24 protein-coding genes are annotated in these 24326 nt (G+C 60.3%); 7 read left to right on the plus strand and 17 right to left on the minus strand.

What is annotated here, in order from left to right:
• Nucleotides 1-20: 20 nt before the first annotated feature.
• Nucleotides 21-1010 (plus strand): proline dehydrogenase family protein, encoded by a 990-nt coding sequence (locus ACT7DV_RS10680; protein ID WP_444662456.1) that lies wholly within the window; start codon nt 21-23, stop codon nt 1008-1010.
• Here ACT7DV_RS10680 and ACT7DV_RS10685 read toward each other — a convergent pair.
• Together ACT7DV_RS10685 and trmB are read right to left on the minus strand one after the other, a co-directional pair.
• Nucleotides 1007-1633 carry a GNAT family N-acetyltransferase gene (locus tag ACT7DV_RS10685; RefSeq protein WP_444662458.1) on the minus strand — a complete coding sequence of 209 codons (627 nt, stop codon included), beginning with the start codon at nt 1631-1633 and terminating at the stop codon, nt 1007-1009. The genes ACT7DV_RS10680 and ACT7DV_RS10685 overlap by 4 nt on opposite strands.
• Before the next feature lie 51 nt (nt 1634-1684).
• The gene (gene trmB / locus ACT7DV_RS10690; protein WP_444662460.1) at nt 1685-2542 is read right to left on the minus strand and encodes a tRNA (guanosine(46)-N7)-methyltransferase TrmB; all 858 of its coding nucleotides are present in this window, start codon (nt 2540-2542) and stop codon (nt 1685-1687) included.
• 125 nt (nt 2543-2667) lie between these two features.
• On the opposite strand from trmB, the gene ACT7DV_RS10695 reads away from it, so the two are divergent.
• A complete protein-coding gene (locus ACT7DV_RS10695) occupies nt 2668-3078 on the plus strand; it encodes a YccF domain-containing protein (RefSeq protein WP_060702382.1) in 411 nt (136 codons plus the stop codon).
• Nucleotides 3079-3152: 74 nt separating this feature from the next.
• On the opposite strand, the gene ACT7DV_RS10700 is transcribed toward ACT7DV_RS10695, so the two are convergent.
• From ACT7DV_RS10700 to ACT7DV_RS10710, 3 genes are all read right to left on the minus strand, one after another.
• A complete protein-coding gene (locus tag ACT7DV_RS10700; protein ID WP_444662462.1) occupies nt 3153-4337 on the minus strand; it encodes a TerC family protein in 1185 nt (394 codons plus the stop codon).
• A 272-nt stretch (nt 4338-4609) separates the two neighbouring features.
• Nucleotides 4610-5077: a GNAT family N-acetyltransferase gene (locus tag ACT7DV_RS10705; RefSeq protein WP_444662464.1), complete on the minus strand. Its 468-nt coding sequence runs from the start codon at nt 5075-5077 to the stop codon at nt 4610-4612.
• Between the two features lie 28 nt (nt 5078-5105).
• A complete protein-coding gene (locus tag ACT7DV_RS10710) occupies nt 5106-5603 on the minus strand; it encodes a DinB family protein (protein ID WP_444662466.1) in 498 nt (165 codons plus the stop codon).
• A gap of 168 nt (nt 5604-5771) precedes the next feature.
• Between ACT7DV_RS10710 and clpB the strand changes: the two genes are divergently transcribed.
• Nucleotides 5772-8360, plus strand: coding sequence for an ATP-dependent chaperone ClpB (clpB, locus tag ACT7DV_RS10715; RefSeq protein ID WP_444662468.1), 2589 nt, complete (start codon nt 5772-5774; stop codon nt 8358-8360).
• A 66-nt stretch (nt 8361-8426) separates the two neighbouring features.
• Here the strand turns inward: clpB and ACT7DV_RS10720 are convergent, their stop codons facing one another.
• The gene (locus tag ACT7DV_RS10720; RefSeq protein WP_444662470.1) at nt 8427-9095 is read right to left on the minus strand and encodes a septum formation family protein; all 669 of its coding nucleotides are present in this window, start codon (nt 9093-9095) and stop codon (nt 8427-8429) included.
• A 222-nt stretch (nt 9096-9317) separates the two neighbouring features.
• On the opposite strand from ACT7DV_RS10720, the gene ACT7DV_RS10725 reads away from it, so the two are divergent.
• Nucleotides 9318-9536 (plus strand): DUF3073 domain-containing protein, encoded by a 219-nt coding sequence (locus tag ACT7DV_RS10725; RefSeq protein ID WP_060703458.1) that lies wholly within the window; start codon nt 9318-9320, stop codon nt 9534-9536.
• A 191-nt stretch (nt 9537-9727) separates the two neighbouring features.
• Nucleotides 9728-10618 carry a Sir2 family NAD-dependent protein deacetylase gene (locus tag ACT7DV_RS10730; protein ID WP_444664836.1) on the plus strand — a complete coding sequence of 297 codons (891 nt, stop codon included), beginning with the start codon at nt 9728-9730 and terminating at the stop codon, nt 10616-10618.
• Here ACT7DV_RS10730 and ACT7DV_RS10735 read toward each other — a convergent pair.
• The 9 genes from ACT7DV_RS10735 to ACT7DV_RS10775 form a co-directional block, all read right to left on the minus strand.
• Nucleotides 10615-11715 (minus strand): sensor histidine kinase, encoded by a 1101-nt coding sequence (locus tag ACT7DV_RS10735; RefSeq protein ID WP_444662472.1) that lies wholly within the window; start codon nt 11713-11715, stop codon nt 10615-10617. The genes ACT7DV_RS10730 and ACT7DV_RS10735 overlap by 4 nt on opposite strands.
• Nucleotides 11712-12386 carry a response regulator transcription factor gene (locus ACT7DV_RS10740; protein ID WP_444662473.1) on the minus strand — a complete coding sequence of 225 codons (675 nt, stop codon included), beginning with the start codon at nt 12384-12386 and terminating at the stop codon, nt 11712-11714. The genes ACT7DV_RS10735 and ACT7DV_RS10740 overlap by 4 nt, the downstream gene beginning before the upstream one ends.
• Before the next feature lie 38 nt (nt 12387-12424).
• On the minus strand, nt 12425-13000 hold the full coding sequence (locus tag ACT7DV_RS10745) for a M15 family metallopeptidase (protein WP_444662475.1): 576 nt from the start codon (nt 12998-13000) through the stop codon (nt 12425-12427).
• A 62-nt stretch (nt 13001-13062) separates the two neighbouring features.
• Entirely contained in the window at nt 13063-13569 is a 507-nt protein-coding gene (locus ACT7DV_RS10750) for a VanZ family protein (RefSeq protein ID WP_444662477.1), read from the minus strand.
• A gap of 77 nt (nt 13570-13646) precedes the next feature.
• Nucleotides 13647-14786: a phosphoribosylformylglycinamidine cyclo-ligase gene (gene purM / locus ACT7DV_RS10755; RefSeq protein WP_444662479.1), complete on the minus strand. Its 1140-nt coding sequence runs from the start codon at nt 14784-14786 to the stop codon at nt 13647-13649.
• 83 nt (nt 14787-14869) lie between these two features.
• Complete coding sequence (gene purF / locus ACT7DV_RS10760) at nt 14870-16393, minus strand: amidophosphoribosyltransferase (RefSeq protein ID WP_444662481.1); 1524 nt, start codon at nt 16391-16393, stop codon at nt 14870-14872.
• Nucleotides 16394-16498: 105 nt separating this feature from the next.
• Nucleotides 16499-16777, minus strand: coding sequence for a hypothetical protein (locus tag ACT7DV_RS10765; RefSeq protein ID WP_060702371.1), 279 nt, complete (start codon nt 16775-16777; stop codon nt 16499-16501).
• 52 nt (nt 16778-16829) lie between these two features.
• A complete protein-coding gene (locus ACT7DV_RS10770; protein ID WP_060702370.1) occupies nt 16830-17210 on the minus strand; it encodes a sterol carrier family protein in 381 nt (126 codons plus the stop codon).
• Nucleotides 17211-17291: 81 nt separating this feature from the next.
• Nucleotides 17292-18254: an asparaginase gene (locus tag ACT7DV_RS10775; RefSeq protein WP_444662482.1), complete on the minus strand. Its 963-nt coding sequence runs from the start codon at nt 18252-18254 to the stop codon at nt 17292-17294.
• A gap of 147 nt (nt 18255-18401) precedes the next feature.
• Here ACT7DV_RS10775 and purD point away from each other — a divergent pair, with 147 nt between their 5' ends.
• Both purD and ACT7DV_RS10785 read left to right on the plus strand, forming a co-directional pair.
• Nucleotides 18402-19688 (plus strand): phosphoribosylamine--glycine ligase, encoded by a 1287-nt coding sequence (purD, locus tag ACT7DV_RS10780; RefSeq protein ID WP_444662484.1) that lies wholly within the window; start codon nt 18402-18404, stop codon nt 19686-19688.
• Between the two features lie 14 nt (nt 19689-19702).
• Entirely contained in the window at nt 19703-20608 is a 906-nt protein-coding gene (locus tag ACT7DV_RS10785; protein ID WP_146275901.1) for a phosphoribosylaminoimidazolesuccinocarboxamide synthase, read from the plus strand.
• A gap of 81 nt (nt 20609-20689) precedes the next feature.
• On the opposite strand, the gene ACT7DV_RS10790 is transcribed toward ACT7DV_RS10785, so the two are convergent.
• Nucleotides 20690-22498 (minus strand): ABC transporter ATP-binding protein, encoded by a 1809-nt coding sequence (locus tag ACT7DV_RS10790; protein ID WP_444662487.1) that lies wholly within the window; start codon nt 22496-22498, stop codon nt 20690-20692.
• Nucleotides 22495-24318 carry an ABC transporter ATP-binding protein gene (locus ACT7DV_RS10795; protein ID WP_444662489.1) on the minus strand — a complete coding sequence of 608 codons (1824 nt, stop codon included), beginning with the start codon at nt 24316-24318 and terminating at the stop codon, nt 22495-22497. Before ACT7DV_RS10795 ends, ACT7DV_RS10790 begins: the two co-directional genes overlap by 4 nt.
• Nucleotides 24319-24326: the final 8 nt, after the last annotated feature.

Genomic DNA, 24326 nt, shown 5'->3' on the forward strand with positions numbered 1-24326 from the left:
GCGTGCGAAATGATCGTCCCATGCTCATTTCACCTGAAGAATTCGAATTGGCCGCAGATAATCTGCGTGAATTGGCGTTGGACGAACGGCTCAAGGCGCAAGTCATGGCCACGCCGGCTTTGGCCAGGATTGCGCACCGGATCTCGCAACGATACCTCGCCGGAGATACCATCGACTCTGCCTTCGCCCAGGTCGCCCAGATCACGGCGCGAGGGCATCTCAGCAGCATCGAATGCGTGGGCGAATCGATTCGGGATAGCCACGTCGCTGAGGCGGAAACCGGAATATTCCTGGGCATCGCCGAACGCTTGAAGACTTCGAAAACCAATACGACCTTGAGCTTCGATCTCTCGCATCTCGGTTCCGCCATTGATCCCGAGCTGGGATTGCGCAATGCGTTGCGCGTCGCCCGAGCCGCGCGCGAAGCGGGAACCTACCTGATGATTTCGGCGGAAGGATCGGATCGCACCGACCTGGTGCTGGAGCTCTGGGAGGGGCTGATCTGCGATTTTCCGGAAACGGGCATTACCTTGCAGGCTCGCCTATCGCGAACACCTCAGGATCTCGTGCGCGTCCTGGAGCTTCAGGCAGGCCCTGTCCGGCTGGTCAAGGGGGCCTTCCAAGAGCCGCTGGACACGGCCATGGCGCGCAACGATCCAGGCCTGGCTGACAGGTACGCGCAGCTGGCCGGAGCGCTGATCTCCTCAGGCATGCGGACAAGTATTGCCACCCACGACGCGCGGCTGATCCGCAGGCTTAAAGAGGAACACGGAGCGGCGTTGCAATCGCCGCAGGTGGAATTCGAGATGCTCCAGGGCCTCGGGACGCAGCAGTTAGACGCGTTGCGCGAAGAGGGTTTCACTACCCGGGAATACGCAGTTTTCGGGCCGGAATACTGGCTGTACGTGCTGAACCGGCTGGCTGAGGATCCACAGCGAATTATGCTGGCAGTGGCCGATCTCCAGCTCACGCAGAAGGCCGCCCAGGGATCTGGGATGAGCGCGAGCTAGCAGCGGCCATGGCGTGCGAGCCGCGCCAGCAAATTGGTGCGCACGGCCGGCCACTCGTGCGGAAGAATCGAGAAAATCACGGTGTCGCGCAGCGTGCCGGTTGACGGATCATACTTGTGATTGCGCAGTACGCCATCCTGCTTGGCGCCTAGGCGGGCAATGGCTGCCCGCGAGGCGGCATTGTGCCAGTGCGTGCAGAAAGCTACCGAATAGCAACCCAGCTTTTCAAAAGCCCGCTGCAGCAGCATGAACTTTGCTGCAGGGTTGATTCCTGTGCCTTGAACTGATGGGGACAAGTAGGTTGAGCCGATTTCAACGCGTTTGTTCGGTTCATCAATGTTCAAATACGTTGTGGCGCCCACAGCCTTGCCCGTGGACAAATCGATGATGGCAAAGGGCGCCATCGCTCCAGCTTCCTGCAGGGCCAAGCGCTTATTGATATCGCCGGCCATTTCCTGCGCAGATGGAATAGACGTGTACCAGATTCCATCGAGATGGCCGGCGGTGACCACCTGGGACAAGTCTTCGGCATGGCCAAGGGAGAGCTGTTCTAAACGCACCCCGGCATATTCCATCGTGGGTGCCTGCGCGTAGCTAGTGATCTCGGATGAAGGAAGGGCCATGGAATCCATCTTATGGATTCCATGGCCCTTCAAAGGCTATCGTCGCCGATATTAACCGACGCGGGTGTAAGCCAAATCAAAAACCAGGCGTCCGGCTTTCAGCGCCTTGCCTTCGAAGCTGGTGAGAATGCGACGCTCGAAGCGTGGCGCCCAGCCACCTTGCCCGTCGGTGAATTCAGGCTCCGGATCAAAGCCTTCCATGCCCTCACGGCGCACCTTGGTCAGGTTGCTGTCTTCACCGGCCAAGTTGCCCGGGTGCTGGTTCTCAAAATCCGCATGTGCTTCAAGAACTTCACGCATCTGTTCGGCGTAGTTGGACCAGTCGGTCGCCAAGCGCAGGGTTCCACCTGGCTTGAGCACGCGTGAGGCCTTGTCGAGGAACGACTTCTTGATCAGGCGGCGCTTGTGGTGGCGAGGCTTGTGCCATGGATCGGAGAAGAAGATCCAGATTTCGTCCGCGCTATTCTCATCGAGCATCACGTCCAGGACTTCTGGCGCATTGGCCTGGATGGCGCGGACGTTGCTGATGCCGAAGGACTCGACCTTCAGCATCAGCTGTGCCAGCCCGGGGCGGTAAACCTCGACGGCCAGGTAATTGCGCTCGGGATCATCCTTGGCTGCGTTGGCGATGCACTCGCCCAGACCCGTGCCGATCTCGACCACCAATGGGGCGGTGCGGCCAAAAGCTTCGGCAGGATCGAGCCGGAAGTCATCGGCCACCGAAGTGTCGGCAATTTTGCGCGGTGGCTCGATGACGTACTGCTCGGCATTGCGCTCCCACGCGCTGGCGCGTCGGCCCTGCAAACGGTTGCCGCGGCGTACGAACGACACTGGCTCTGCGCGGAAAAGATTTGGGTCTCTGGGGGCAGTGCCGTGGGCTGGGCGCTGCTGATCGCTCGATTCGCTCATGATGATTAATCCTAGCTGAGCCAAGAGCTCCACTGTTCGCCAGGGACTAGGGGATTGGACACCCTAGGGGAAGATCCGGGGGATCACCTATGGCGCGAAGCGGAGCGGGACTGAAGAATGAAATCATGACTGATTTAGTGCGAGGTATTCTCAATGTTATCTGGTTGGTGTTCGGAGGGCTCTGGCTGGCCCTGGGGTATGTCTTGGCCGGAATCATTTGTTGTTTGCTGATCGTGACCATTCCCTTTGGCATCGCTTCCTTCCGAATTGCCGGATATGCGCTGTGGCCATTTGGCCGCACCGTAGTTGACCGGGGGCCAGTCGGGGCATTCTCCACTCTGGGCAATGTCATCTGGGTGGTCTTCGCAGGCATCTGGATTGCCATTGGACACGTGGTGACCGCAATTCCGATGTTCGTATCGATCATCGGCATCCCGCTGGGAATCGCGAACTTGAAGATGATCCCGATTTCCCTGATGCCGCTGGGCAAAGTTATTGTCCCTTCGGACTACTACATTGCTGGCATGAAGCGCTAGCTGCCCAGACGCGGCAACGGCCGCCGTCCCTGGATCGGGATGGCGGCCGTTGTCAGTTAATGCCGAGCAGCCGGCTAGCTCTTGAGATACTCATCGTGCTGTCGATGGGCTTCTTTGACCTCTTCGCGGATCTTATCCACGTCCTTGGCCTTGTCGCGGTATTTCTTTTCCATGGTCTTCAAGTAGGCTTCTTCTTCCACTAGCGCACGATAGATGCGTTCGCGCTCGTTTGCATCGGCGGTGTAGGTCAAATCCGTGTAGCTGTTTGCGTGGCGCCGCAAGTTGCCAATGGCAGTTTGGGCTTTGCCGGCCTTGCTGAATAGGGAAGCCAAGACCGTTACCACCAGCACGCCGATGATCACGCTGAGCGACAAGCCAGTGCTGATCTCGATCACTTGCACGTGCTCGCCACCGTTGACGAATGGAAGATTGTTCTCGTGCAGCGCGTGCAGGATCAGCTTGACGCCGATGAATGCGAGGATGGCTGCCAGTCCGTAGGAAAGGTAGATCAAGCGGTCGAGCAGGCCATCAAGCAAGAAGTACAACTGACGCAGGCCCATCAGCGAGAAGGCGGTTGCGGTGAAGACGATGTACACGTTTTGGGTTAGCCCGAAGATGGCGGGAATCGAATCCAGTGCAAAGAGGATATCTGTTCCGCCGATGGCCACCATGACCAGCAGCATTGGGGTCAGGACCTTCTTGCCATCAATCTTGGTGAACAGCTTGTCGCCGTCGTAGCTATCGGTGGTGTGGAAGAGCTTCTTGGCGATGCGGATGATGAAGTTGTTCGCTTCGTCCGATTCGTCATCCTTCTTCAGCAGGTTGCCTGCGGTGAGCAGCAGGATCAGGCCAAAGAGATAGAACACCCAGGCAAACTGGTTGATCAACGCGGCGCCGACAAAGATGAAGGCCGTTCGGGCGATGAGTGAGAAGACGATGCCGAAGAGAAGGACCTTCTGCTGGTCTTCGCGCGGGACCCGGAAACTTGCGATGATGATCAGGAAGACAAAGAGGTTGTCAACAGACAACGCTTTCTCCGTGATGTACCCCGCGAAGTACTCGGCGCCCATATCGATGCCGCCGAAGATCAGCACCAGCACACCAAAAATCAGCGCGATTCCGACGTAGATGCTCGACCAGATTGCTGCTTCTCGAAGGCTCGGCACGTGGGCCTTGCGGATATGGAAAAAATAGTCGAAGGCGAGAAGCGCGAGGATGACGGCCACTGTAATGGCCCAGATTAAAGGAGAAACTTCCATAGGGGTTTCCTACTTTCGTAAGGCGCGCAAGCACGCTGTCGAGTAAGTCTCTTCGCCTGCCCGGAGGCTGGCCGCAAAACCCGGTGGATCCATGAAGATCTACGTATTGACGGGTCAAGCGCTTAGGAATACTCCCTTACGTGCTTCCAGCCTAACTTGATCTGGTGTGCTGAGGAAAGTTCTTGTCTTCAAATGTCGTTGTGAACTGTAATCTACTTCGTTGCTTTGCGCTTGGATAGATGTAGGCGGCAATTCGAAGATTCGGATGCGCGCTAAAGCGTTTTTCGCATTTTGACGCTGGTGGTCTCGTAGCCCAATGATTCATAGAGACCGCGGGCGGCAGTATTGAATTCGAACACATTCAGCCCTAGAGTTTCTCCACCCTGGGAGCGGGCATAACCTTCAGCCAGGATCATGGCTTGGCGGCCAAAACCGTTGCCGCGGTGCTTCGCGTCGACGACGATGTCCCATACCCACCACGAGGCAGGATCCCCTGAGGAGTCGCAACCGATCCATATGTATCCAACATTGCCAAGTGCGAAGCTCTCCAGAGTGAATACCGCATTTGTTGCACTGGGCAGTCCTTGTGGGAAGGCGCGCGCCATGGTGCCGTACGCGTCTGCCTGCGCTTTGCTTTCCGTGACCCCGATGGCGAGAAGATCTGCGATGTACTCGGCAGTGCTCCTCTTTATCCATGACGAAAATTGTTCTGCAGGAAGTGGAAGAAGTGTAAGCGGCATATTCGGAGTCTAGCGCTGGCTGTCCAGGTTACTGCTTTCGCGAAGCCAGGATTTGTTCTCGCAGAATATCTGCGTGGCCACAGTGTTGTGCCAATTCGCGCAGCATATGCAGCAGCACCCATCGGACGGGTAGTGGTCCGCGGCGGTTGCCGGGGAAAATGTCGTCACCCGATTTGCCGCTGAGCGCCTGGCGGGATTCTTCCAGGGCATGGGTGTAGTCGCGCTGCACCGTTTCGATGGTGTCTGAGGTTTTCAGCGCGAATGACTTGTCCGGTGTGGCGGCGATTCCCAGTTCTGACCGGCTCTTGCCGGTGGCGGCCTCGCCGAACCACACGCGTTCAACAAAGGTTGCGTGTTTGACCAGCCCAAGCAATGTGGTTTTGGACTTGACCAAGCTGGCCCGGGCTTCGCCTTCGGTGAGTCCGTCGAGGCACCTCATGAGCATGAGGCGGTGTTCATCAATGAATACCTGCACCATGTCGTCGTAGTCGAGCTGGTAGAAGTCATGCGAATCCGGGTTTGGCATGCCTCATCCTAACCGGAGGAGATGCCCGTGGCGCGGATTTTCGAGTTGCAGGCAAAGCGGCAAAAATTTTTTGAGAATCTAGTTCTAGGTGGAATAACAAGGCAGCGAGTAGAGTTGAGTTAAGTACACTCAAGTTTATGGGTTCACCCAACAAGGGAAAGGATGCGCGTGGACACCAAACTCACCACCAAGAGCCAAGAAGCTCTCTCAGCTTCCGGCATGAACGCTTCAACGGCAGGAAATCCGCAGATTGAACCTGCGCACCTGCTCAAGGCGTTGCTGGACCAGCGCGACTCGGTCGCCGTTGCCTTGCTGAAAACGGCAGGGCTTGATGTCGACGCGCTCTCCGTTAAGGCCAGTGCCACAATCAGCGCGTTGCCTTCAAGCTCAGGAAGTTCTGTAGCCCAGGCCCAGTTCTCACGCCAACTTCTGCAGGTAGTCGGCAACGCCCAGGAAACCGCCACCGAAATGGGCGATACCTATGTTTCCACCGAACACCTGCTGATTGCCCTCGCCGCCGACCAGTCGAAGGCAGGCGAAGCCATGCGGGAGTTCGGGGCAACGCGCGAGCTGCTGGTTGGAACCTTGCCGACCATTCGCGGTGACCGCAAGGTAGATAATCCCAACCCCGAGGCCACCTTCCAGTCCTTGGAAAAGTTTGGCACCGACATGACGGCGCTGGCACGCTCGGGCAAGCTGGATCCGGTCATTGGAAGGGACCGCGAAATCCGGCGCCTGGTGCAGGTATTGTCGCGCCGCACCAAGAACAATCCGGTGCTCATCGGTGAGCCGGGCGTGGGCAAGACAGCTGTAGTCGAAGGCCTCGCCCAGCGGATGATCGCTGGGGATGTGCCAGAGTCCTTGCGCGGCAAGACACTGATCTCCTTGGATCTGGGCGCGATGGTCGCGGGTGCAAAATACCGTGGCGAATTCGAAGAACGCCTGAAGTCAGTGCTGGAAGAGATCAAATCCTCCGAAGGACAGATCGTGACCTTCATCGACGAGATCCACACCGTGGTTGGTGCTGGAGCCTCGGAAGGCGCCATGGATGCAGGCAACATGCTCAAGCCGATGCTGGCCCGCGGCGAGTTGCGCTTGATCGGTGCAACCACCTTGGATGAGTACCGGGAGAACATCGAGAAGGACCCGGCTCTGGAACGCCGATTTGCCCAGGTGTACGTCGGGGAGCCAAGCGTGGATGACACCATCGCTATCCTTCGAGGCCTCAAGGAGCGCTACGAAGCCCATCACAAGGTGTCCATCGCCGACTCTGCACTGGTCGCCGCGGCATCGCTGTCCAACCGCTACATCTCGGGACGGCAGCTACCGGATAAGGCCATCGACCTTGTTGATGAAGCCGCCAGCCGGCTGCGCATGGAGATTGACTCCGCTCCGGAGGAAATCGACGAGCTGCGCCGCGAGGTTGACCGGTTGACCATGGAAGAGCTCGCTTTGTCAGATGAGACGGATCCAGCTTCGGTGGAACGCCTCGAAGCCCTGCGCAAGGACATGGCAGACAAGAAGGAAAAGCTCGATGCGATGAACTCGCAATGGGAATCCGAGAAAGCCGGCTTGAACCGCGTCGGTGATCTCAAGGTCAAGCTGGATGAACTGCGCGGGCAGGCGGACAAGGCGCAGCGCGAAGGCGATTTGGAAAAGGCATCCCGACTGCTTTATGGGGAGATCCCCGCGCTGCAAAAGGAACTCGACGCAGCAGCCCTGGCTGAAGCAGACCGTTCTGCGCAGCCGAGCATGGTCGCCGAGGAAGTCACCGCGGATGACATCGCCGAGGTGATTTCGGCCTGGACCGGCATCCCTGCCGGGCGCATGCTGCAGGGCGAGAGCCAAAAGCTGTTGGACATGGAAGAGATCATCGGCCAGCGCCTGATGGGGCAGAAGCAGGCAGTGTCTGCCGTATCGGATGCGGTCCGCCGCACCCGGGCCGGCATTGCCGACCCGAACCGGCCCACCGGATCCTTCCTGTTCCTTGGCCCAACCGGCGTGGGCAAGACCGAGCTGGCCAAGTCCCTGGCGGACTTCCTGTTTGATGATCCGCGGGCCATGGTGCGCATCGACATGTCGGAATACTCCGAGAAGCATGCTGTTTCCCGGCTGGTCGGTGCCCCTCCGGGATATGTCGGCTATGAGGAAGGCGGCCAGCTCACCGAGGCGGTGCGCCGTCGGCCGTATTCGGTGATCTTGCTTGACGAGGTCGAAAAGGCCCATCCAGAAGTCTTCGACATCCTGCTGCAGGTACTCGATGACGGCCGGTTGACCGACGGCCAGGGTCGCACGGTGGACTTCAGGAATACCATCTTGATCCTCACCTCCAACTTGGGTTCGCAGTTCCTGGTGGATCCAACATTGGAGGACGAAGCCAAGAAGAGCGCCGTGATGAACGTCGTCAACGCGTCATTCAAGCCGGAATTCCTGAACCGTCTGGATGAGGTGATCCTCTTTGATCCGCTGAGCATCGAGGAACTGGGCAATATCGTCAAGCTTCAGATCGATTTGCTCTCGGAGCGCCTGGCCGAACGCCGTCTGACGTTGGATGTAGAGCAGGCAGCGAGCGAATGGCTGGCCCTGACAGGCTACGATCCCGCCTATGGGGCTCGGCCGCTGCGTCGACTTGTCCAGCGCGAGATCGGGGACCGGCTGGCCAAGGAGATCCTTGCCGGCACCGTGCAAGACGGGGACACCGTTCAGGTGTCGCTGGATGAACCCGGTGACCAGCTGAAGGTGCAAAAAAAGAACTAGCTCAATACGGCCGAGGGCGTGAACAGCATCCTGTTCACGCCCTCGGCTTGCACTGCTTGAATTCAACTAGCTCTCGGTGGTCTCTTCAGCTATTTGGCTCTCATTGTCAGAGTTCCCATCGTCGGGTTTCGAAGAATCTTCATCGGTTGCGTTGTCAGTTGCTTCTGGTGGCAACAGAGAGGTGCGGACGTTTCCTTCAGCCAAGCTCAAGAAGCAGGATACGGCGCGGTCGCCCTGTTCCCAGGTGCTCTCCGACGGACGAGAGAAGTGATAGGTCCAAGTGGAGTCGAGGCCAGCGCTCGGATCTAGCGAGACCGACTTGCACAGGTCCTCTGACTGGGTGAGCAATTCGTTGGCGCCAGGGTAATCGGTTCCGGAGACCTCAAAAGAACCGATCATCTGGGCATTATGCGCTGAATCGCAGGTGACCACGGTTTGGGCATCCAGCGGTGAGTCAAACCCGCGCAAGCAATCACCCAGCTGCAACTGTGCAGGGGGCATTTCGATAGCGATGACCCCATCAAGCCCCGGATTTTCATTGCGTTCCACGTTGTTCGCAACGGGCGAAGCGGGGGGATCTATGATGCGCAACACCAAGAAAACCAGAGCAGCGGCCAGCGCCAAAACGGCAATGATCAGGAGGGCCCACTGGCCGCCATGCCGTTTGGGCTTTTCCGGTTCGGGCTGCAATGGCGGTAAAGCCGCCTGCGGCTCGGGCAGATTTTCTTCCACCACCTGCTGAGCTCCTTCAAGGTCGGGGGCGTTCAGTAATTCGTCGGCTCAATACATAGTCGTTGGACTAATCCACAGTCTAGCTGTATCGACGGGTGTTGCGTTCAGCGCTCGCCGGTGAATCATGTTAACCTTTAATTACGAAAGAACTGATCACATATTCGGGGGCCTTCATCTAATTAGGTGGACCACCTCCCGACTCTACTGAAAAGAGGGGGTCACGCCATGGGGCGCGGCCGTCAAAAGGCTAAAGCACAGCGTCAGGCGCGAGATATCAAGTACTACTCGCCGTCCACTGACCTTTCGGCACTTGAACGCGAGTTGGGCGTTCAGTCCGATCATCATGCTCAGAACACCGAGCGTAATGATTCATCGTATGACGAAGAATATTCGGATTACGACGAGCTGACTAAGAAGTACTCGCGAGACGACGACGAGGATTAAGTTCCTTTTCTGAGACCGGGAGTTCTTGGCTCGGAGTGCCACAGCTTGAGCACGCAGTGGTACAGCTCTTCAGTACATTTTGCGACATGCCGCAGCGACTAAGCTAGATTAGCTTTAAGTCGTTGCGGCCTTTGTCGTGTCCAACAAGCATGAGGTGGAACGTGAGCACCAAAGAAGAGCTAGCCATCCAGATGGCGCATCACTCGGCGATCCGCTCGATGCAGCGCATAGTGGAGCAACAAGCGCCAGCGTCACCAGAGGATGAAGCCCGTGCCGGGGTGCAGCAGATGCTGAACTCAGGCAGCGTCCTGGTGGTCACCGGCGCAGGTGTCTCCACCGATTCGGGCATACCGGATTACCGCGGACCCAACGGCTCGCTGCAGCGCCACCGTCCAATGACGTACCAAGAGTTCCGCTATCGCCCGGAAGCGCGCCAGCGCTATTGGGCCCGAGGCTATGTCGGCTGGCGCCATATGGACAAGGCCGAGCCGAACCAGATCCACCGGCGGCTGGTGCAGTGGGAACAAGAAGGAAAAATTACCGGCATCATCACGCAAAATGTGGATGGCCTGCACCAGCAGGCTGGATCGAAGCAGGTCATCCCCGTGCACGGGGATTTGTCTACCGTTCGATGCCTGAACTGTGGCTTCAGCGAGGACCGTCGAGACTTCGACGTCCGTCTTGAGGCAGCGAACGAAGGATACCTCGAAGCAGTAGAGATCGACCCTTCCGCAGTGAATCCCGATGGCGACGTGGAGCTGCCTCAATACCTGATCGACCAGTTTGTCATGGTCCGCTGCCTGAACTGCGATTCCTATGCCTTGAAACCAGATGTGGTGTACTTCGGCGAGAGCGTTCCGCCTGAGCGCAAGGAACTCATGGCGGCGCTGGAAGCAGAATCCAGCGCGCTGTTGGTCCTCGGATCATCCCTGGCCGTGATGAGCGGCTACAAGGTGCTGCTGAACTTCGTCAAAAGGGAACTGCCAGTAGCCCTGATTACCAACGGGCACGTGCGTGGGGAACAGAAGGCTACCTGGCGCTGGCGAGTTCCGCTGGAAACCGCGCTGTCCCAGCTGACCTAGACTTTCGGGGACCAGGGTTTCACGGCCGGAAGCCGTATCACCGCTGACAGGCCTCCGGCGGGCCGCGGAGCAAGCCGGAAGGATCCTCCATGGGCCTGGACCACGGCGGCAACAATTGGCAGCCCCAGGCCGCTTCCCGAGGATTTGATGCTTCCGATGCGTTCCAGGCGGTGAAAAGGTTCCTGGATCAGCTCGGCCTGTTCAGCGGTGAGCACTTCGCCATCATTTTCAACGGTAATCTCGACCGTGCTTCTATCAGATCTGGAGCAGAGCCAAGCCTTCGAATTCGAGTAGGCCAGCGCATTGCGAACCAAGTTGGCCACTGCATGTTCCAACAGGTCGGCATTGGCTTCCACCGCGGGAAGATCACCTAGCTGAATGTCGAAATCGAGGCCGCGGTTGATCGCCTCGGGAAGGTATTGCTCCACCAAATCCTCAAGCAGCAGCGAGAGGTCTATGGGCTTCTTGGCCAGGCCATTGGACTGGGCGCGCGAGAGCGTGAGCAATGAATCCACGGAACGCTCGGCCTTGGCAGTGATGTGCTGCAGGCGTTGGATGAACTGCGGCCCGGGGAGCTGCGGGCTGGGACCCACCTCCAAAGTGGTGCGCAGCGCGGCCAAAGGGGTGCGCAGTTCATGGGATGCATTCGCCGCGAATCGCTGCTGCTGAGTGATCTGGTTTTCGAGCCGGTCAAGCATGGAATCCATGGCGTCGGCCACGTCAGAGAATTCACTGCGTGGACCATGAAGATGGACACGACGGTTCAGATCCCCTGAGCTGACCGAATTCGCGGTCCGCTGCATGTGTGCCAGCGGGCGCAGCAGATGTCCTGCCAAGAACCAGGAGCCGATGCCGCTGCCCGCTACGAGGAAACCCAGCGCCCAGAGTGCCCGCGGAATAAAAGCCCTGGCCAGGTCCTTGCGGCTCGGAGCGAATTCGCCGAACTTCGTGTTCAGCACCCCATCGGGGATATAGCGCAGCAGGAAGACGTAGACCAGGGCGAACAGCACTGCACCTGTGCCAACGACGAGCAGGCACATGGTGATGCTCAGCTTGAGCCGGGCGCTGAGGCCGCGGGGACGATCGACATTGTTCATGCAGAAAATTCCGGGTCAACAAGCCGGTAGCCGACACCAGTCACTGTTTCAATGGGGGTTGGCTCTCCGAGCCTCTTGCGCAGCGAGGACATGGTTACGCGGACTACAGCGGTGAACGGGTCTGCGTTCACATCCCAGGCCTTCTCCAGCAGTTCTTCGGAGCTGACTACGCCGCCATCTGCTTCCATCAAAATCTGTAGGATGGCAAATTGCTTCTTCGTGAGGTCGATTCTAACGCCGTTGCGCTGCACAGTGCGCTTAAAGGGATTCAAGGTGATGCCGCGCAGCTCCATGACAGGAGAGGCGCTCACCGCCGGACGCCGGGAGAGCGCATGAAGCCGCAGGATGACTTCCTTGAGCGCAAACGGCTTGGTCAGGTAGTCATCGGCGCCAGCCTCGAAACCCGTGATCTTGTCATCGAGCCGAGTCGCCGCGGTGAGCATGAGCACCCGGGTACCCAAGCGCTTCTCGTGCAGCCATGCAACAACCTCATCGCCCGATGGGCCCGGAATATCGCGATCGACCACCGCCACGTCATAGTCGTTGAGCGACAGCAGCTCGATGGCCCGGTGGCCGTCCATGGCCACATCCGCCGCAATGCCTGCCTGCTGCAGCCCCTGCTGAACTGGTTCGGCAATATACGGTTCGTCTTCGATGAGCAATACTCTCATGGTCTTATCCTAGGACGGTTCTGGGTACTCGGCAGCAGCTAGGAAGCGGCGCTGGGGCGCATCGCCGGGCACTGGCCCTGGGGGTCTGCCGCCAGCTCATAGTGCCAGAGCTCGTTGGCGTATCTCTGGCACAGCCCAAACCGCTGGCCCTTGCGCGAGAGCCAATCCGCGGCATCTGTCGGGCCGACATCAACAGCATTGCCGGTGACATGCGAGGAATCGTCCGGGGATGCAACCCACTTTGAGGCTTCGGCTTCACTGCCATATTTGGCTATCGCCTGATCCAGCAATTCCTGCTGGTATTCGCGTGAACGCCAACCGGAGGTGACCCAGAAATCGTTGATGCCCTGCTCCCTGGCGGCAGCGGCCGCTTCCTGAAGTGCCTTGCGCAACTGGGGATCCAGGTTGCTGATTGCGCGATGGCTGTCATCGAAGGGGCTCACCTGGCTCTCGCGCAGCTCGTCGTCCTCCGAGGCCGTGAAGATCGTCTTCACTGCCTTGGCCCCGAGACCGGCGGTAGCACTCGTGCTGGTGGTCAATGCAGCGCAGGAGCCCAGAAACAGGGCCGCGAACGCGATGAGCACCGTGGAAATCATGACTCGTGTTTTTCTCATGAGCCAAGAACATCAAATCAGGTGTTAAGCCAGTGTAAAGAGCGTTGCGAAGAACTTCTCCGCTATCCGGCGGCAGCGAATCTTATGGGGGAGGCGATGAAAGCCAAGGCCAGCACCGTCAGTGCAATTCCAATCCACGCACAGATGCGCCGCAGCGGTTCCAGCCGGCCAGCAGCGGCGAAGCCCAGCAGGCACCCTGCTACATTGGTGGCCAGGTCCGAGGTGTCGGAGCTTCCCACCGCCAGCGTGTACTGCAGGATTTCAAGCAGCAAGGACAGGCCAAGCCCGGCTGCGGCCGCCTGCACCCAACGCAGCCGGGGCCACAAAAGCCGGAGGTTCAAGCCGATGGGGATGAACAGCAGCAGATTGACGATGCTTTCCTTCAAGCCACTGGCCGCAAAGCGGGCGTCGGCGATGAAAGGCAGCAGCTTGATTGAACGCAATTCGCCGCTGCCCAGATGCGGGAGGGCCAGCTTGAAGAGGATGATCCACGCGAGAAAAAACAGGTACAGCCCGGAGAAGATGAAGCTCCTGCCGCGAAGCTGGCAGGCTTCTGCTGATTCGGGCATGGCGGAATTCCTCCGTGGATAAGCAAACACCGGCGGACCAGAAACCTGGTCCGCCGGTGGATTCGAAGCTCTGGGTGCTACTTGGCGTAGGCTCCGGTCAGCAGCACGGCGCCACCGTCAACGCCCTTGGCGCCCTGGACGAAGTCCAGGCCAGCCTCGGCAGCCGATGGATCCAGGCTATCAACCTGGCCCATAACCCATGCGCCCATGCCAGCAGCGTTCAGCAGCTGTACAGCGCGGTCGGCCACGGCCTGGTCAACGATCGCCACCATGCCAACGCCCAGGTTCAAGGTGCGCTCCAAGTCAGGCTGCGGAACGTTGCCCAGGGAAGCAATCGTGGAGAAGACTGCCGGCAGTGCCCAGGTCGAACGGTCCACACGGGCCATCAGGCCCTGTGGCAGCACGCGGGCCAGGTTGGCGGCCAGGCCGCCACCGGTGACGTGGCTGAAGCCGTGCACGCCGAAGTTCTCGCCGTCGTTCAACTCGCCAATCAAATCCAGGCAAGCGCTGGTGTAGATGCGGGTTGGCACCAGCAGCTCCTCGCCCAGGGTCTTGCCGAACTCGGCCACCTCGCGATCCAGCTCCCACTTGGCGTGGGCGATGACCCGGCGCACCAGCGAGTAGCCGTTGGAGTGGATGCCCGAGGAAGCCATGCCGATGACCACGTCGCCGGCACGCACGCGTTCTGGGCCCAGCAGCTGGTCCGCCTCGATGACACCGGTGGCGGCACCGGCCACATCGTACTCGTCCTCGGCCAGCAGGCCAGGGTGCTCAGCGGTTTCGCCGCCGACCAGGGCGGTGCCGGCGAGCTTGCAACCCTCGGCGATGCCGCGCACGATGTCGGCAATGCGCTCCGGAACCACCTTGCCGGTGGCAATGTAGTCGGTCATGAACAGCGGCTTGGCGCCCACCACGACGATGTCATCAACGACCATGCCGACCAGGTCCTGGCCGATGGTGTCGTGGATGTCCAGCTTCTGGGCAATTGCCACCTTGGTGCCCACGCCGTCGGTGGAGGTCGCCAGGTAGGGCTTCTTGTAGCCGGTCAGGAAGGAGACATCAAAAAGCCCGGCGAAACCGCCAACCCCTCCGACGACGCCGGAAGTGTGCGTGGCCTTGATCGCACCCTTCATCAACTCAACGGCGCGGTCACCGGCCTCGACGTCAACGCCGGCACCGGCATAGGTGATGGAAGTTGGCTGATCATTGCCGCTCATGGCAGAGGGTTCCTTTTCTGTCGTGAGCACCGGTTCTCCGGTGCCGCTTGCAACGAGGTGTATGGGGGGGAAGACGGTCGGGTCTAGCTGGCGGTTTCGAATTCGGAATCCGGGCCGGGCTCGCAACCTGGCTGGTTGCTGCGCTCCAGCAGGTTCTTTCCGCGGCGCTCCTCATGCGGCAGCGCGATCGGGTAGTCGCCGGTAAAGCACGCGGTGCACAGGCGCTCGCGTGGCTGCCGGGTGGCTTCGATCATGCCGTCTTCGGAAATGTAGGCCAGCGAGTCGGCGCCGATGGAGGTGGCGATCTCGTCCACAGCCGCGCCATTGGCGATCAATTCGGCGCGCGAGGCGAAGTCGATGCCGTAGAAGCAAGGCCACTTCACCGGAGGCGAGGAGATCTTCACATGGACCTCGGAAGCACCGGCTTCGCGCAGCATGCGCACTACGGCGCGCTGGGTGTTGCCACGCACGATCGAGTCGTCGACCACTACCACGCGCTTGCCGCGCAGCACGGTTTCCAGAGCGTTGAGCTTGAGCTTGATGCCCAGCTGGCGCAGGGTCTGGGACGGTTGGATGAAGGTGCGGCCCACATAGGCGTTCTTCACGAATCCATGGGTGAAGGGAATGCCTGATTCCTCGGCGTAGCCGATGGCCGCCGGGGTGCCGGATTCCGGAACTGGAATGACAATATCGGCTTCCGCATGGTTTTCGCGGGCCAGCTGGCGGCCCATCTCCACGCGGGACTCGTACACCGAGCGGCCGGCGATGGCGGCATCCGGGCGAGCCAGGTACACGTACTCGAAAACGCAGCCCTTGGGGGTGGCCTCGGCGAAGCGGGTGGAGCGCACGCCGTTTTCATCGATGGCGATCATTTCGCCTGGCTCGATTTCGCGGATGAACGATGCTCCCACGGTAGCCAGGGCAGGCTGCTCGGAGGCGACGACCCAGCCGCGGTTCAAGCGGCCCAAAACCAATGGCCGAACGCCGTGCGGATCGCGCGCAGCGTACAAGGTGTCTTCGTTCATGAACACGAAGCAGAAGGCGCCTTCGATTTTTGGCAGCAGTTCCAGCGCGGTTTCTTCCAGCGACTGGCCCTCGACGCCGCCGAGCAGGGCGGTGACCAATGCGGTGTCGGTGGTGTTGCCCTGGGCGATTTCACCGCGGACCTTGCCGCCGTCGGCCTGCTGCTTGGCAGCGACCATGTCGGCCAGATCGGCGGAGTTGGTCAGGTTGCCGTTGTGCGCCAGGGCCACGGTACCAGTCTGGGTTGGGCCCAGAGTCGGCTGCGCATTGGCCCAGTGGCTGGCGCCGGTGGTGGAGTAGCGGCAGTGGCCGACGGCCAGCTGGCCGCTCATGGAGTTCAGCGTATTCTCGTCGAAGACCTGGGAAACCAGGCCCATGTCCTTGTAGACGTTGATGCGGGCGCCATCGCTGGTCGCAATGCCCGCCGATTCCTGCCCGCGGTGCTGGAGGGCGTACAGACCGTAATAGGTCAGTTTCGCAACCTCTTCGCCAGGAGCCCAGACACCGAAAACGCCGCATTCATCCTGCGGCCCCTTCTCGCCCGGAAGCAGGTCGTGATTTAAGAATCCATCGCCACGCGCCATGTCAGTTATTCTCTCATGTTCTGGTTTGGTCGACACCGACCGTTTGTGTGGTGGGTGGCGGCCAGGTGCGCGGCCGCCCGCTTTTCAGTGGAAGGGAAAAGCTGCCTAGCCTGGTTGTCCGCTGGAGTCAGTGTCCTCGGCCAGAGGAACTGCCAGATGCTTGGTGGATTTACGCGAGGTGAAGCGATCTATGATCACGAACACCAGCCCGCCAATACCCACACCTAGTCCAGCACCGAACATTGCAAAGAATCCGGAAGCTGATGCACGGGTGTACTCCTGCGATGGCTCGCCGAGCAAGCCAATGACCAAGCCAATCAGCGCACCAAGTACGACGAAGGTCAAAATGAATGGCCAGAATTTGGGCGCCGAGTGAATTTGCACTTCGACACTTTGATCTGCAGATGTCGGGGTAGCGGGGTGTTGCTCCATACCCTTAAGGGTACTCAATAAGTGGTAGGTGCGCGGACAAGTCTGCCCTAAGTCCAGAGGCATGCAATTGCCCAGTTTGCAATGCATCGGCCCATGAGGTTAGACCGGTAGCCAGTGAAAGCCAGAGTTCAGCAGGCATTTCGACCACATTCGGCGGGGTTCCGCGGGTATGACGGGGTCCGGCTATGCACTGAGTCACACCGAAGGGCGGGATGCGCACCTCTACGGAATTGCCCTCGGCACGAGAGGCTAATTCCTCCAGCAGGTAGCGAACTGCCATAGCCAGCACCGGACGGGCTATTTTTCCTTGTCCCTGCCCGGCACCAGCCCACTCGCGCACCGCTGCGCGCCCAGCGATTTCGTCAACGCGTCGCTTGATTGCCATGGGGTGATGCATCTCTTTCTCTCGATGACGAAAAACCGTCACATTTGCCTGGACTTGATGTGGGGTGCGGAACTCTGAAAATCAGAAATCGGCCCCAGCCAACTGTAGTCCAGCAGCCCGTGCGCCGGCAGTGCCTCCAACCGGTTGAAGCTGCTGTCGCAAATCGCGATAAGCCGCTTCCTCGATGGCCGAGAATTCGTGCAGCAGCGATAGGGCCAGCAGGTCGGTGCCCCGCGAAGAGCCATCAAGCATCTTGATGGCCACCGTCAGCGAATTGGGTGCCGCCATGGCCAGCACGCCTTCGGCGCCCAGCTTGGCTATGGCTCCGGTCTGTTCGATGACTTCGGAATTGGGATGGCCCTTGCCCCGAACCGCCCACGGGTGATTGCGCATCGCGGCGACAACGCGCTGGGCCTCTTTTTGCTCGGAAACAACGAGCCGCTGGAAGCCGTGGGCCAGGCTCTTCAACGACATCTGGACGGCTGGTGCCCCGCAGCCATCAATCCCGGTGAATGGTATCGGGCCGCAAAATTCTTCAAGGACCGAGTGCGCCATCTGCTGTACCGGGTGATCCGGATCAAGATAGCCAGCAGTGCCAGAACCCGAGGCCTTCGCTGCGAGCAGGAACCCGGCATGCTTTCCGGAGCAGTTGAATGCCACTGCGGACTTCGGCAGGAGTTCAAGGGTCATCTGCGTCCTGGTTGCCGAATCCACGGGCCAGGACTGCGGGCATTGAAGTTCCGATTCATTCAGCCCCGCGGATGCGAGCATTCGCCGGGCAACGTCCTGATGGGCGAAGGTGCCGATATGGCTGGCACAGGCCAGGGCCAGCTGCTCGTCGTCGAGCTCGGCGCCACAGCGCAATGAAGCGATGGCTTGGAATGGCTTCACCGCGGACCTGGGGAAGATCAGCGCCTCGGGATTGCCCAAGGCCAGGAGCGTTGAGCCGTCTGGCCCCAGCACCACTGCGGCGCCATAGTGGCGGGATTCAGTGACGCCGTTGCGGCTGGCTTGTACCAGCTGCGCGCAATCGGAAATATCCATTGGTCGGTCCATTCCCCTAGTTTATTCGCGTGGGGGCGCCGTGCCGCGTGGCGGGCTGCGAGCCAGTAGCCGATGCGGGTAAAAGCATAGGCTCAGCGGATGTCATAGACAGCATCCAACGTCGATTTCTCCGGTAAACTCGGGCGAGTGAAGGTACTGGTTATTGGCCCAGGCGGCCGTGAGCATGCAATTGTCCGAGCACTGAGTGCAGACCCCTACGTCAAAGAAGTCCATTGCGCCCCCGGCAACGCCGGCATCGCGCAGGATGTCACCACCCACAACATCGACGCGCAGGATCCTGACGCGGTTCTCGCCCTGGCTCGCGAACTGGCCAGCGACCTGGTGGTTGTCGGTCCGGAAGCGCCACTGGCTGCCGGTGTATCCGATGCATTGATCGAGGCTGGCATCCCCGTCTTCGGTCCTACCAAAGCTGCAGCGCAGCTTGAGGCATCGAAGGCTTTTGCCAAGAACGTCATGGCTGCGGCAGAAGTGCCCACCGCCATGGCCCACGTGGCCACTAACCGCGAGGAAGCAGCCAGCGCACTGGATGACTTCGGCGCACCGTATGTGGTCAAAGACGATGGCCTGGCCGCTGGCAAGGGCGTTGTGGTCACCTCGGACCGCGATGAAGCACTGGAGCACGCCGAAGCCTGCTTCGCAGCCGGCGGCACCGTAGTCATCGAGGAATTCCTCGATGGACCGGAAGTTTCGCTCTTCGTCATTTGCGACGGCAAGCATGCCGTTCCGCTCTCTCCTGCACAGGACTTCAAGCGCATCTTCGACAATGACGAAGGCCCGAACACCGGCGGCATGGGTGCCTACTCGCCGCTTGAATGGCTTCCAGAGAACTTTGTTGACGAGGTCATGGACCGCGTCGCCTACCCAACCCTGCGCGAAATGGAAAAGCGCGGCACGCCATTCACCGGCGTGCTGTATTGCGGCTTGGCAGTCACCAAGCGCGGCATCCGCGTTATCGAATTCAATGCCCGCTTTGGCGATCCGGAAACCCAGGCCGTGCTGGCCCGGTTGAAGACCCCGCTGGGCGGCATCTTGCTGGCTGCTGCCAAGGGCCAGCTGGATGACGCAGAGCAGTTGAACTGGTCGCCGCTCACCGCCGTGGATGTTGTTATCGCTGCCGAGAACTACCCTGATACCCCGGTCAAGGGCGCAGTGATTTCCGGTTTGGATGCAGCCAACGCGCTGGAGAATGTGCACGTGATGCACGCTGGCACGTCTGCTGACGCCGAAGGCAACATCATCGTCTCCGGTGGACGTGTCCTGGCAGTAGTCGGCTTGGGCGATGACCTCGCAGCTGCTCGTGCCACCGCCTACGCAGGTGTCGCCCAGATCAGCTGGGACGGCGCCCAGTCGCGCACCGACATCGCGCTGAAGGCCGAACGCGGCGAAATCGTCGTTGCAAAGCAAAGCAAGTAGAGGACCAGATAGCTATGGCAGGATTCCAGACCGAAGTACTCGACCTTGAAGGTTGGGACCATTTCTACTCGGGCAAAGTGCGCGACCTCTACGTGCCAGCTGGTGCGAGCTTCGAAGAAACCGACCGCGTACTGGTCGTCGCTTCGGACCGCATCAGCGCCTACGATTTTGTGCTCACCAGCGAAATCCCGGACAAGGGCAAGGTGCTCACGCAGCTGAGCCTGTGGTGGTTTGAACAGCTGGGCGATTTCGCCAACCATGTGATCTCCACCGATGTGCCAGAGGCTGTGGCCGGCCGCGCCATGGTCTGCAAGAAGCTGGAAATGTATCCCATCGAGTGCATCGCCCGCGGATACCTCACCGGTTCGGGCCTGGCCGAGTACAAGGTCTCCAAGACCGTGTGCAGCCTGCCATTGCCTGATGGCCTGGTGGATGGCTCCCGGCTGGAGCCTGCATTGTTCACCCCATCGGCCAAGGCCGAGGTCGGGGAGCACGATGAGAACATAACCTACGAGCAGACCGCCGAGCGCGTTGGCAACGATGTGGCCGAAGCATTGCGCGAAAAGACTGTCGCGCTCTACGAGCAGGCCGAGAAGATTGCCCGCGCGCGCGGCATCATCCTGGCGGACACCAAGGTAGAGTTCGGCGCGGATCCCGCGACCGGCGAGATCACCTTGGGCGATGAGGTGCTGACCCCGGACTCCTCGCGTTTCTGGGACGCCGCGGCCTACCAGCCAGGCCAGGCCCAGCCGAGCTTCGACAAGCAGTTTGTGCGCGACTGGCTGACCAGCAGCGCATCGGGCTGGGATAAGAACTCCGGCGAGCAGCCTCCTCAGCTGCCCGCTGAGATTGTCGAGAAGACCCGTGCCCGGTACATCGAAGCCTACGAGCGCCTGACCGGCCAGAGCTTCACCGCCTAGCCCCTGCAGCCGGCGCAAAAGCAGCCCCTGTCGACTCGGAAGTTTTCCGAGTCGACAGGGGCTGCTTCAGTTTGGACTTGATCAGACCAGAGAGTCCTTCCACGCCTTGTGCAAGGCGGCGAAGCGGCCCTCATCGGCAATCAGCTGCTGCGGGGTGCCGTCTTCAGAGATCCGCCCATCGTGGACCACCAGGACACGGTCGGCGATCTGAACCGTAGAGAGCCGGTGGGCGATGATCAGAGCCGTGCGGTTGCCCAGCAAAGTCTGCAGGCCGCGCTGAACTGCCCGCTCCGACGGGATATCCAGCGAACTGGTTGCCTCATCCAGGATCAATACCGCCGGATCCGCCAAGAAGGCGCGGGCAAAGGAGATCAGCTGGCGCTGCCCCGCGGAGACTCGGCCGCCACGCTTGTTCACATCGGTGTCGTAGCCTTCGGGCAGATCCAGGATGAACTCATGGGCGCCTACGGCTCGTGCAGCTGACTGGATGTCCTCGAGGGATGCTCCAGGCCTGCCCAGGGCAATGTTCTCGGCAACCGAACCCGAGAACAGGAACGCTTCCTGGGTCACCATCACCACGTGCCGACGCAGTTCCTTGTTGGACAGCTCGTTGATCGGCACCGAGTCCAGTTTCAGCGTGCCTGAACGCAGATCATAGAAGCGGGCAATGAGCTTGGCCAACGTGGACTTGCCTGCGCCGGTTTGCCCGACGACGGCGACTGTTTGGCCTGCTGGAATGCGCAGGTCGAATTTGTCCATGATGATCGGGCCGTCGCCGTAGCCGAAGACTGCGTCCTTGAATTCGAGCTCGCCGGCCACTTTGCCGATGCTCTTTGGCTGTTCCGGCTCGCGCACGGTCGGTTCTTCTTCGAGAAGCCCGGAGACCTTTTCCAAGGCCGCTGTGGCGGACTGCAAGGAAGAGTAGAACATGGCAATGTGCTCAACCGGCTGGAAGAGCCGCTTGGACGCCAAGAGGATGGCCACCATTGCACCGACTTCCATGGAGCCGTTGATGATGCGGAAACCGCCGTAGGCCAGCAGTGCCGCGACCGTCAGGTTGCCAATCAAAACCAGGCCCGGCTGCAAGATGCCGAAGAGGTTGAAGGAGCGGACCGAGTTGTCCCGGTATTTCTCTGCGATCTGCTGGTAGTTCTGGTCGTTGGCGCGTTCCCGGCGGAAAGCCTTCACCGCGCGAATGCCGGTCATGGTTTCCACGAAGGTGGAAATGACCTTCGCGGAAACAACACGGGATTCCCGGTACAAGACTTCGGAACGGCGCTGGTACCAGTAGAACAGGAGGGCTACCGGCACGGCCGCGATGCACACCACGAACCCGCTCTGCCAGTCCAGCAGGAAAATGGAAATCAGCGTGAAAATGATGAACACGCAGGAGGATGCCAGCTCGGAGACTCCCTGGTCCAGCAGTTCGCGCAAGGTCTCCAGATCCGATGTCTGGCGGGAAATGATGCGGCCGGACGTGTAGTTCTCGTGGAATTCGAGGCTGAGCCGCTGGGTATGCCGGAAGACCTGCTGGCGAAGGTCCAGCAGCATGGCCTGCGAAATTCTTGCCGCAGAGTTGATGTACCAAGCCAGCAAGACCCCGCTGAGGATCGCACAGACGATGTATCCGGCGCCGGTGAGCCCCAGGGCGCCCCAATTGCCCTCGCGGACCTGGGGCAAGGTCCAGTCGATGGCAAAGGCGATGATCACAGGCAACATCACGCGGGCGGCATTGGAGACCAGGACCAGTGCGACCGTGAGAATGAAGAGCTTTTTCTGCGGCAAGGCGAGGGTGGCCAGCAATCGGAAGGAGCGCTGGCGCACCACCTTGCGCTCAGCGGCCGAGAGCTTGATGGAGTCCTCGTTGGCGACGCCCAATGGCTTACTCATCGTGAGGCCTCCTCGGCGATTGGCAGTTCTTCGTCATCCAGGCTTGCGATGACAAATCGATAGTGCTCATTGGTGCTCAGCAGGTGGGTGTGGCTTCCGACCGCATCGATGCGTCCATCGCGCAGCAGGGCAACCCGATCGGCCAGCATCACGGTGGATGGGCGGTGAGCCACAATCAAGGTGGTGGTTCCGGCCAGGACTTCCCGCAACTTCTCGGTGACCAGTTCCTCGGTGCGAACATCGAGGGCTGAAAGCGGATCATCGAGCACCAGTACGCTCGGACGAGCGGCAATGGCGCGAGCCAGGGCAATGCGCTGGCGCTGGCCGCCGGAAAGCGACAGGCCCTCTTCGCCGATGAGCGTATCCACGCCTTGCGGCAGCGAGTAGGTGAAGTGCGCTTGGGCTACATCCAGTGCTTCGGTGAGCAGTGCTTCGCGCTCGCGCTCGTCCAGGGACGCCGGTGCGCCCAGCAGGACGTTGTCCCGGATGGTGTTGGAGAACAAGGTGGTGTCCTCGAAAGCCACGGCAATTTCGGTGCGCAGCTGGTCGAGCTCCCAATCCTTGACGTTCTGCCCATGGATCAGGACCTCTCCGGCGGTGGCTTCATGGAGCCGGGGGATCAGGTTCAACAGGGTTGATTTTCCGGATCCGGTGATCCCGACCAGGGCCATGGTTTCTCCGGGGCGGATTTCCAAGTCGATGTCGGCCAGGATCGGCCGGTGGGTTCCGGCCGTGTCAGGGTAGGCGAAGCGCACGTGTCGCAACTGCACGCTGCCATCACGCTCTCCGGGGATGCGGGGCTGTTCTGGAGAGACGATGTCGTTGTCCGAATCCATGACCTCGAAATGGCGGTCTAGCGCGGTTTTGGTGCTCAGCGTCATGCCAAGGAGCATGCCCATGCCTTCGACCGGTCCGGCGATGACTGCGGCAATGGTGAAGTAGGCAACCAGGGCGCCAACGCTCAAGGTTCCGTTGGCAACTTGGGCAATGCCGATGAACAGGCCAATGCCCAAAATGGTTTCTGGAACGGCGACAACGGTGAGCAGGAAACTTGCCAGGGTCTTGGCCTTGGCGATTTCGGTTTCCTGCAACGATTTCGCCTGGGTATTAAAGCCTTCGTAGATGTGCGGGCCGCGGCCGAAGGCCTTGATGACGCGAATGCCGTGCACTGATTCCTCTACGGCGGTGGCGAGGTCGCCGGCCTGGTCCTGGCTAAGGCGGCTGGCGGCGCGGTACTCGTTGCGGAAGCGGTACGCCTTGATGGCAATGGGGATGGATCCCAACAGGTAGAGCAAGCCCAAAATCCACGAGTGTGTGAACATGAGAATCAAGCCGGTGATGACCGTAACGGTCTCCACCACTAGCATCATGGCGCCGAAGGCCAGCCATCGGCGCAGCAGCGAGAGATCCGACATGGAACGAGAGAGGAGCTGGCCAGAGCCCCAGCGCTCGTGGAAGGCGACGGGAAGGCGCTGAAGATGCTTGTAGAACCGAACGCGCATCTTCGTTTCCAGCCCGGCGGCTGGGGTCAGCACAAATTGGCGGCGCAGGAAGATCAGCAGGGCCTCGACGAATCCCAGGGCTGCCACGATGGCAACGGAGATCCAGACCTCGGAGGAGTCCCCGTCCCGGTGCAAAACCGAGTTCACCAGCCAGGCCAATACCTGGGGGATTACTAGGGCGATGATGCCGGCTCCGAGCGCGCAAAGGAAGCCGCAGAAAAGCCGGGGGAGGATTGGCTTCACGAACGGGTAGAGCCGCTTCAATGTTGCGGAGAGGGGAACCGGGTCTCTAGAGTCGGCCTTTTGTGCTTGCGCCACGGTACCCC

This window comes from Glutamicibacter sp. TV12E, assembly GCF_052441935.1.
GTDB lineage: Bacteria > Actinomycetota > Actinomycetes > Actinomycetales > Micrococcaceae > Glutamicibacter.

Bases quoted from the DNA above. Each gene is read 5' to 3' on its own strand.
- ACT7DV_RS10775 (WP_444662482.1), bottom strand. From the start codon at position 18,254: ATGGATATTTCCGATTGCGCGCAGCTGGTACAAGCCAGCCGCAACGGC.
- ACT7DV_RS10705 (WP_444662464.1), bottom strand. From the start codon at position 5,077: ATGCCGCTTACACTTCTTCCACTTCCTGCAGAACAATTTTCGTCATGG.
- ACT7DV_RS10680 (WP_444662456.1), top strand. From the start codon at position 21: ATGCTCATTTCACCTGAAGAATTCGAATTGGCCGCAGATAATCTGCGT.
- ACT7DV_RS10785 (WP_146275901.1), top strand. From the start codon at position 19,703: ATGGCAGGATTCCAGACCGAAGTACTCGACCTTGAAGGTTGGGACCAT.
- ACT7DV_RS10685 (WP_444662458.1), bottom strand. From the start codon at position 1,633: ATGGCCCTTCCTTCATCCGAGATCACTAGCTACGCGCAGGCACCCACG.
- ACT7DV_RS10790 (WP_444662487.1), bottom strand. From the start codon at position 22,498: ATGAGTAAGCCATTGGGCGTCGCCAACGAGGACTCCATCAAGCTCTCG.
- ACT7DV_RS10745 (WP_444662475.1), bottom strand. From the start codon at position 13,000: ATGAGAAAAACACGAGTCATGATTTCCACGGTGCTCATCGCGTTCGCG.
- trmB (WP_444662460.1), bottom strand. From the start codon at position 2,542: ATGAGCGAATCGAGCGATCAGCAGCGCCCAGCCCACGGCACTGCCCCC.
- ACT7DV_RS10725 (WP_060703458.1), top strand. From the start codon at position 9,318: ATGGGGCGCGGCCGTCAAAAGGCTAAAGCACAGCGTCAGGCGCGAGAT.
- ACT7DV_RS10740 (WP_444662473.1), bottom strand. From the start codon at position 12,386: ATGAGAGTATTGCTCATCGAAGACGAACCGTATATTGCCGAACCAGTT.
- ACT7DV_RS10750 (WP_444662477.1), bottom strand. From the start codon at position 13,569: ATGCCCGAATCAGCAGAAGCCTGCCAGCTTCGCGGCAGGAGCTTCATC.
- ACT7DV_RS10735 (WP_444662472.1), bottom strand. From the start codon at position 11,715: ATGAACAATGTCGATCGTCCCCGCGGCCTCAGCGCCCGGCTCAAGCTG.
- ACT7DV_RS10695 (WP_060702382.1), top strand. From the start codon at position 2,668: ATGACTGATTTAGTGCGAGGTATTCTCAATGTTATCTGGTTGGTGTTC.
- ACT7DV_RS10770 (WP_060702370.1), bottom strand. From the start codon at position 17,210: ATGGCAATCAAGCGACGCGTTGACGAAATCGCTGGGCGCGCAGCGGTG.
- purM (WP_444662479.1), bottom strand. From the start codon at position 14,786: ATGAGCGGCAATGATCAGCCAACTTCCATCACCTATGCCGGTGCCGGC.
- ACT7DV_RS10730 (WP_444664836.1), top strand. From the start codon at position 9,728: ATGGCGCATCACTCGGCGATCCGCTCGATGCAGCGCATAGTGGAGCAA.
- ACT7DV_RS10700 (WP_444662462.1), bottom strand. From the start codon at position 4,337: ATGGAAGTTTCTCCTTTAATCTGGGCCATTACAGTGGCCGTCATCCTC.
- ACT7DV_RS10710 (WP_444662466.1), bottom strand. From the start codon at position 5,603: ATGCCAAACCCGGATTCGCATGACTTCTACCAGCTCGACTACGACGAC.
- purF (WP_444662481.1), bottom strand. From the start codon at position 16,393: ATGGCGCGTGGCGATGGATTCTTAAATCACGACCTGCTTCCGGGCGAG.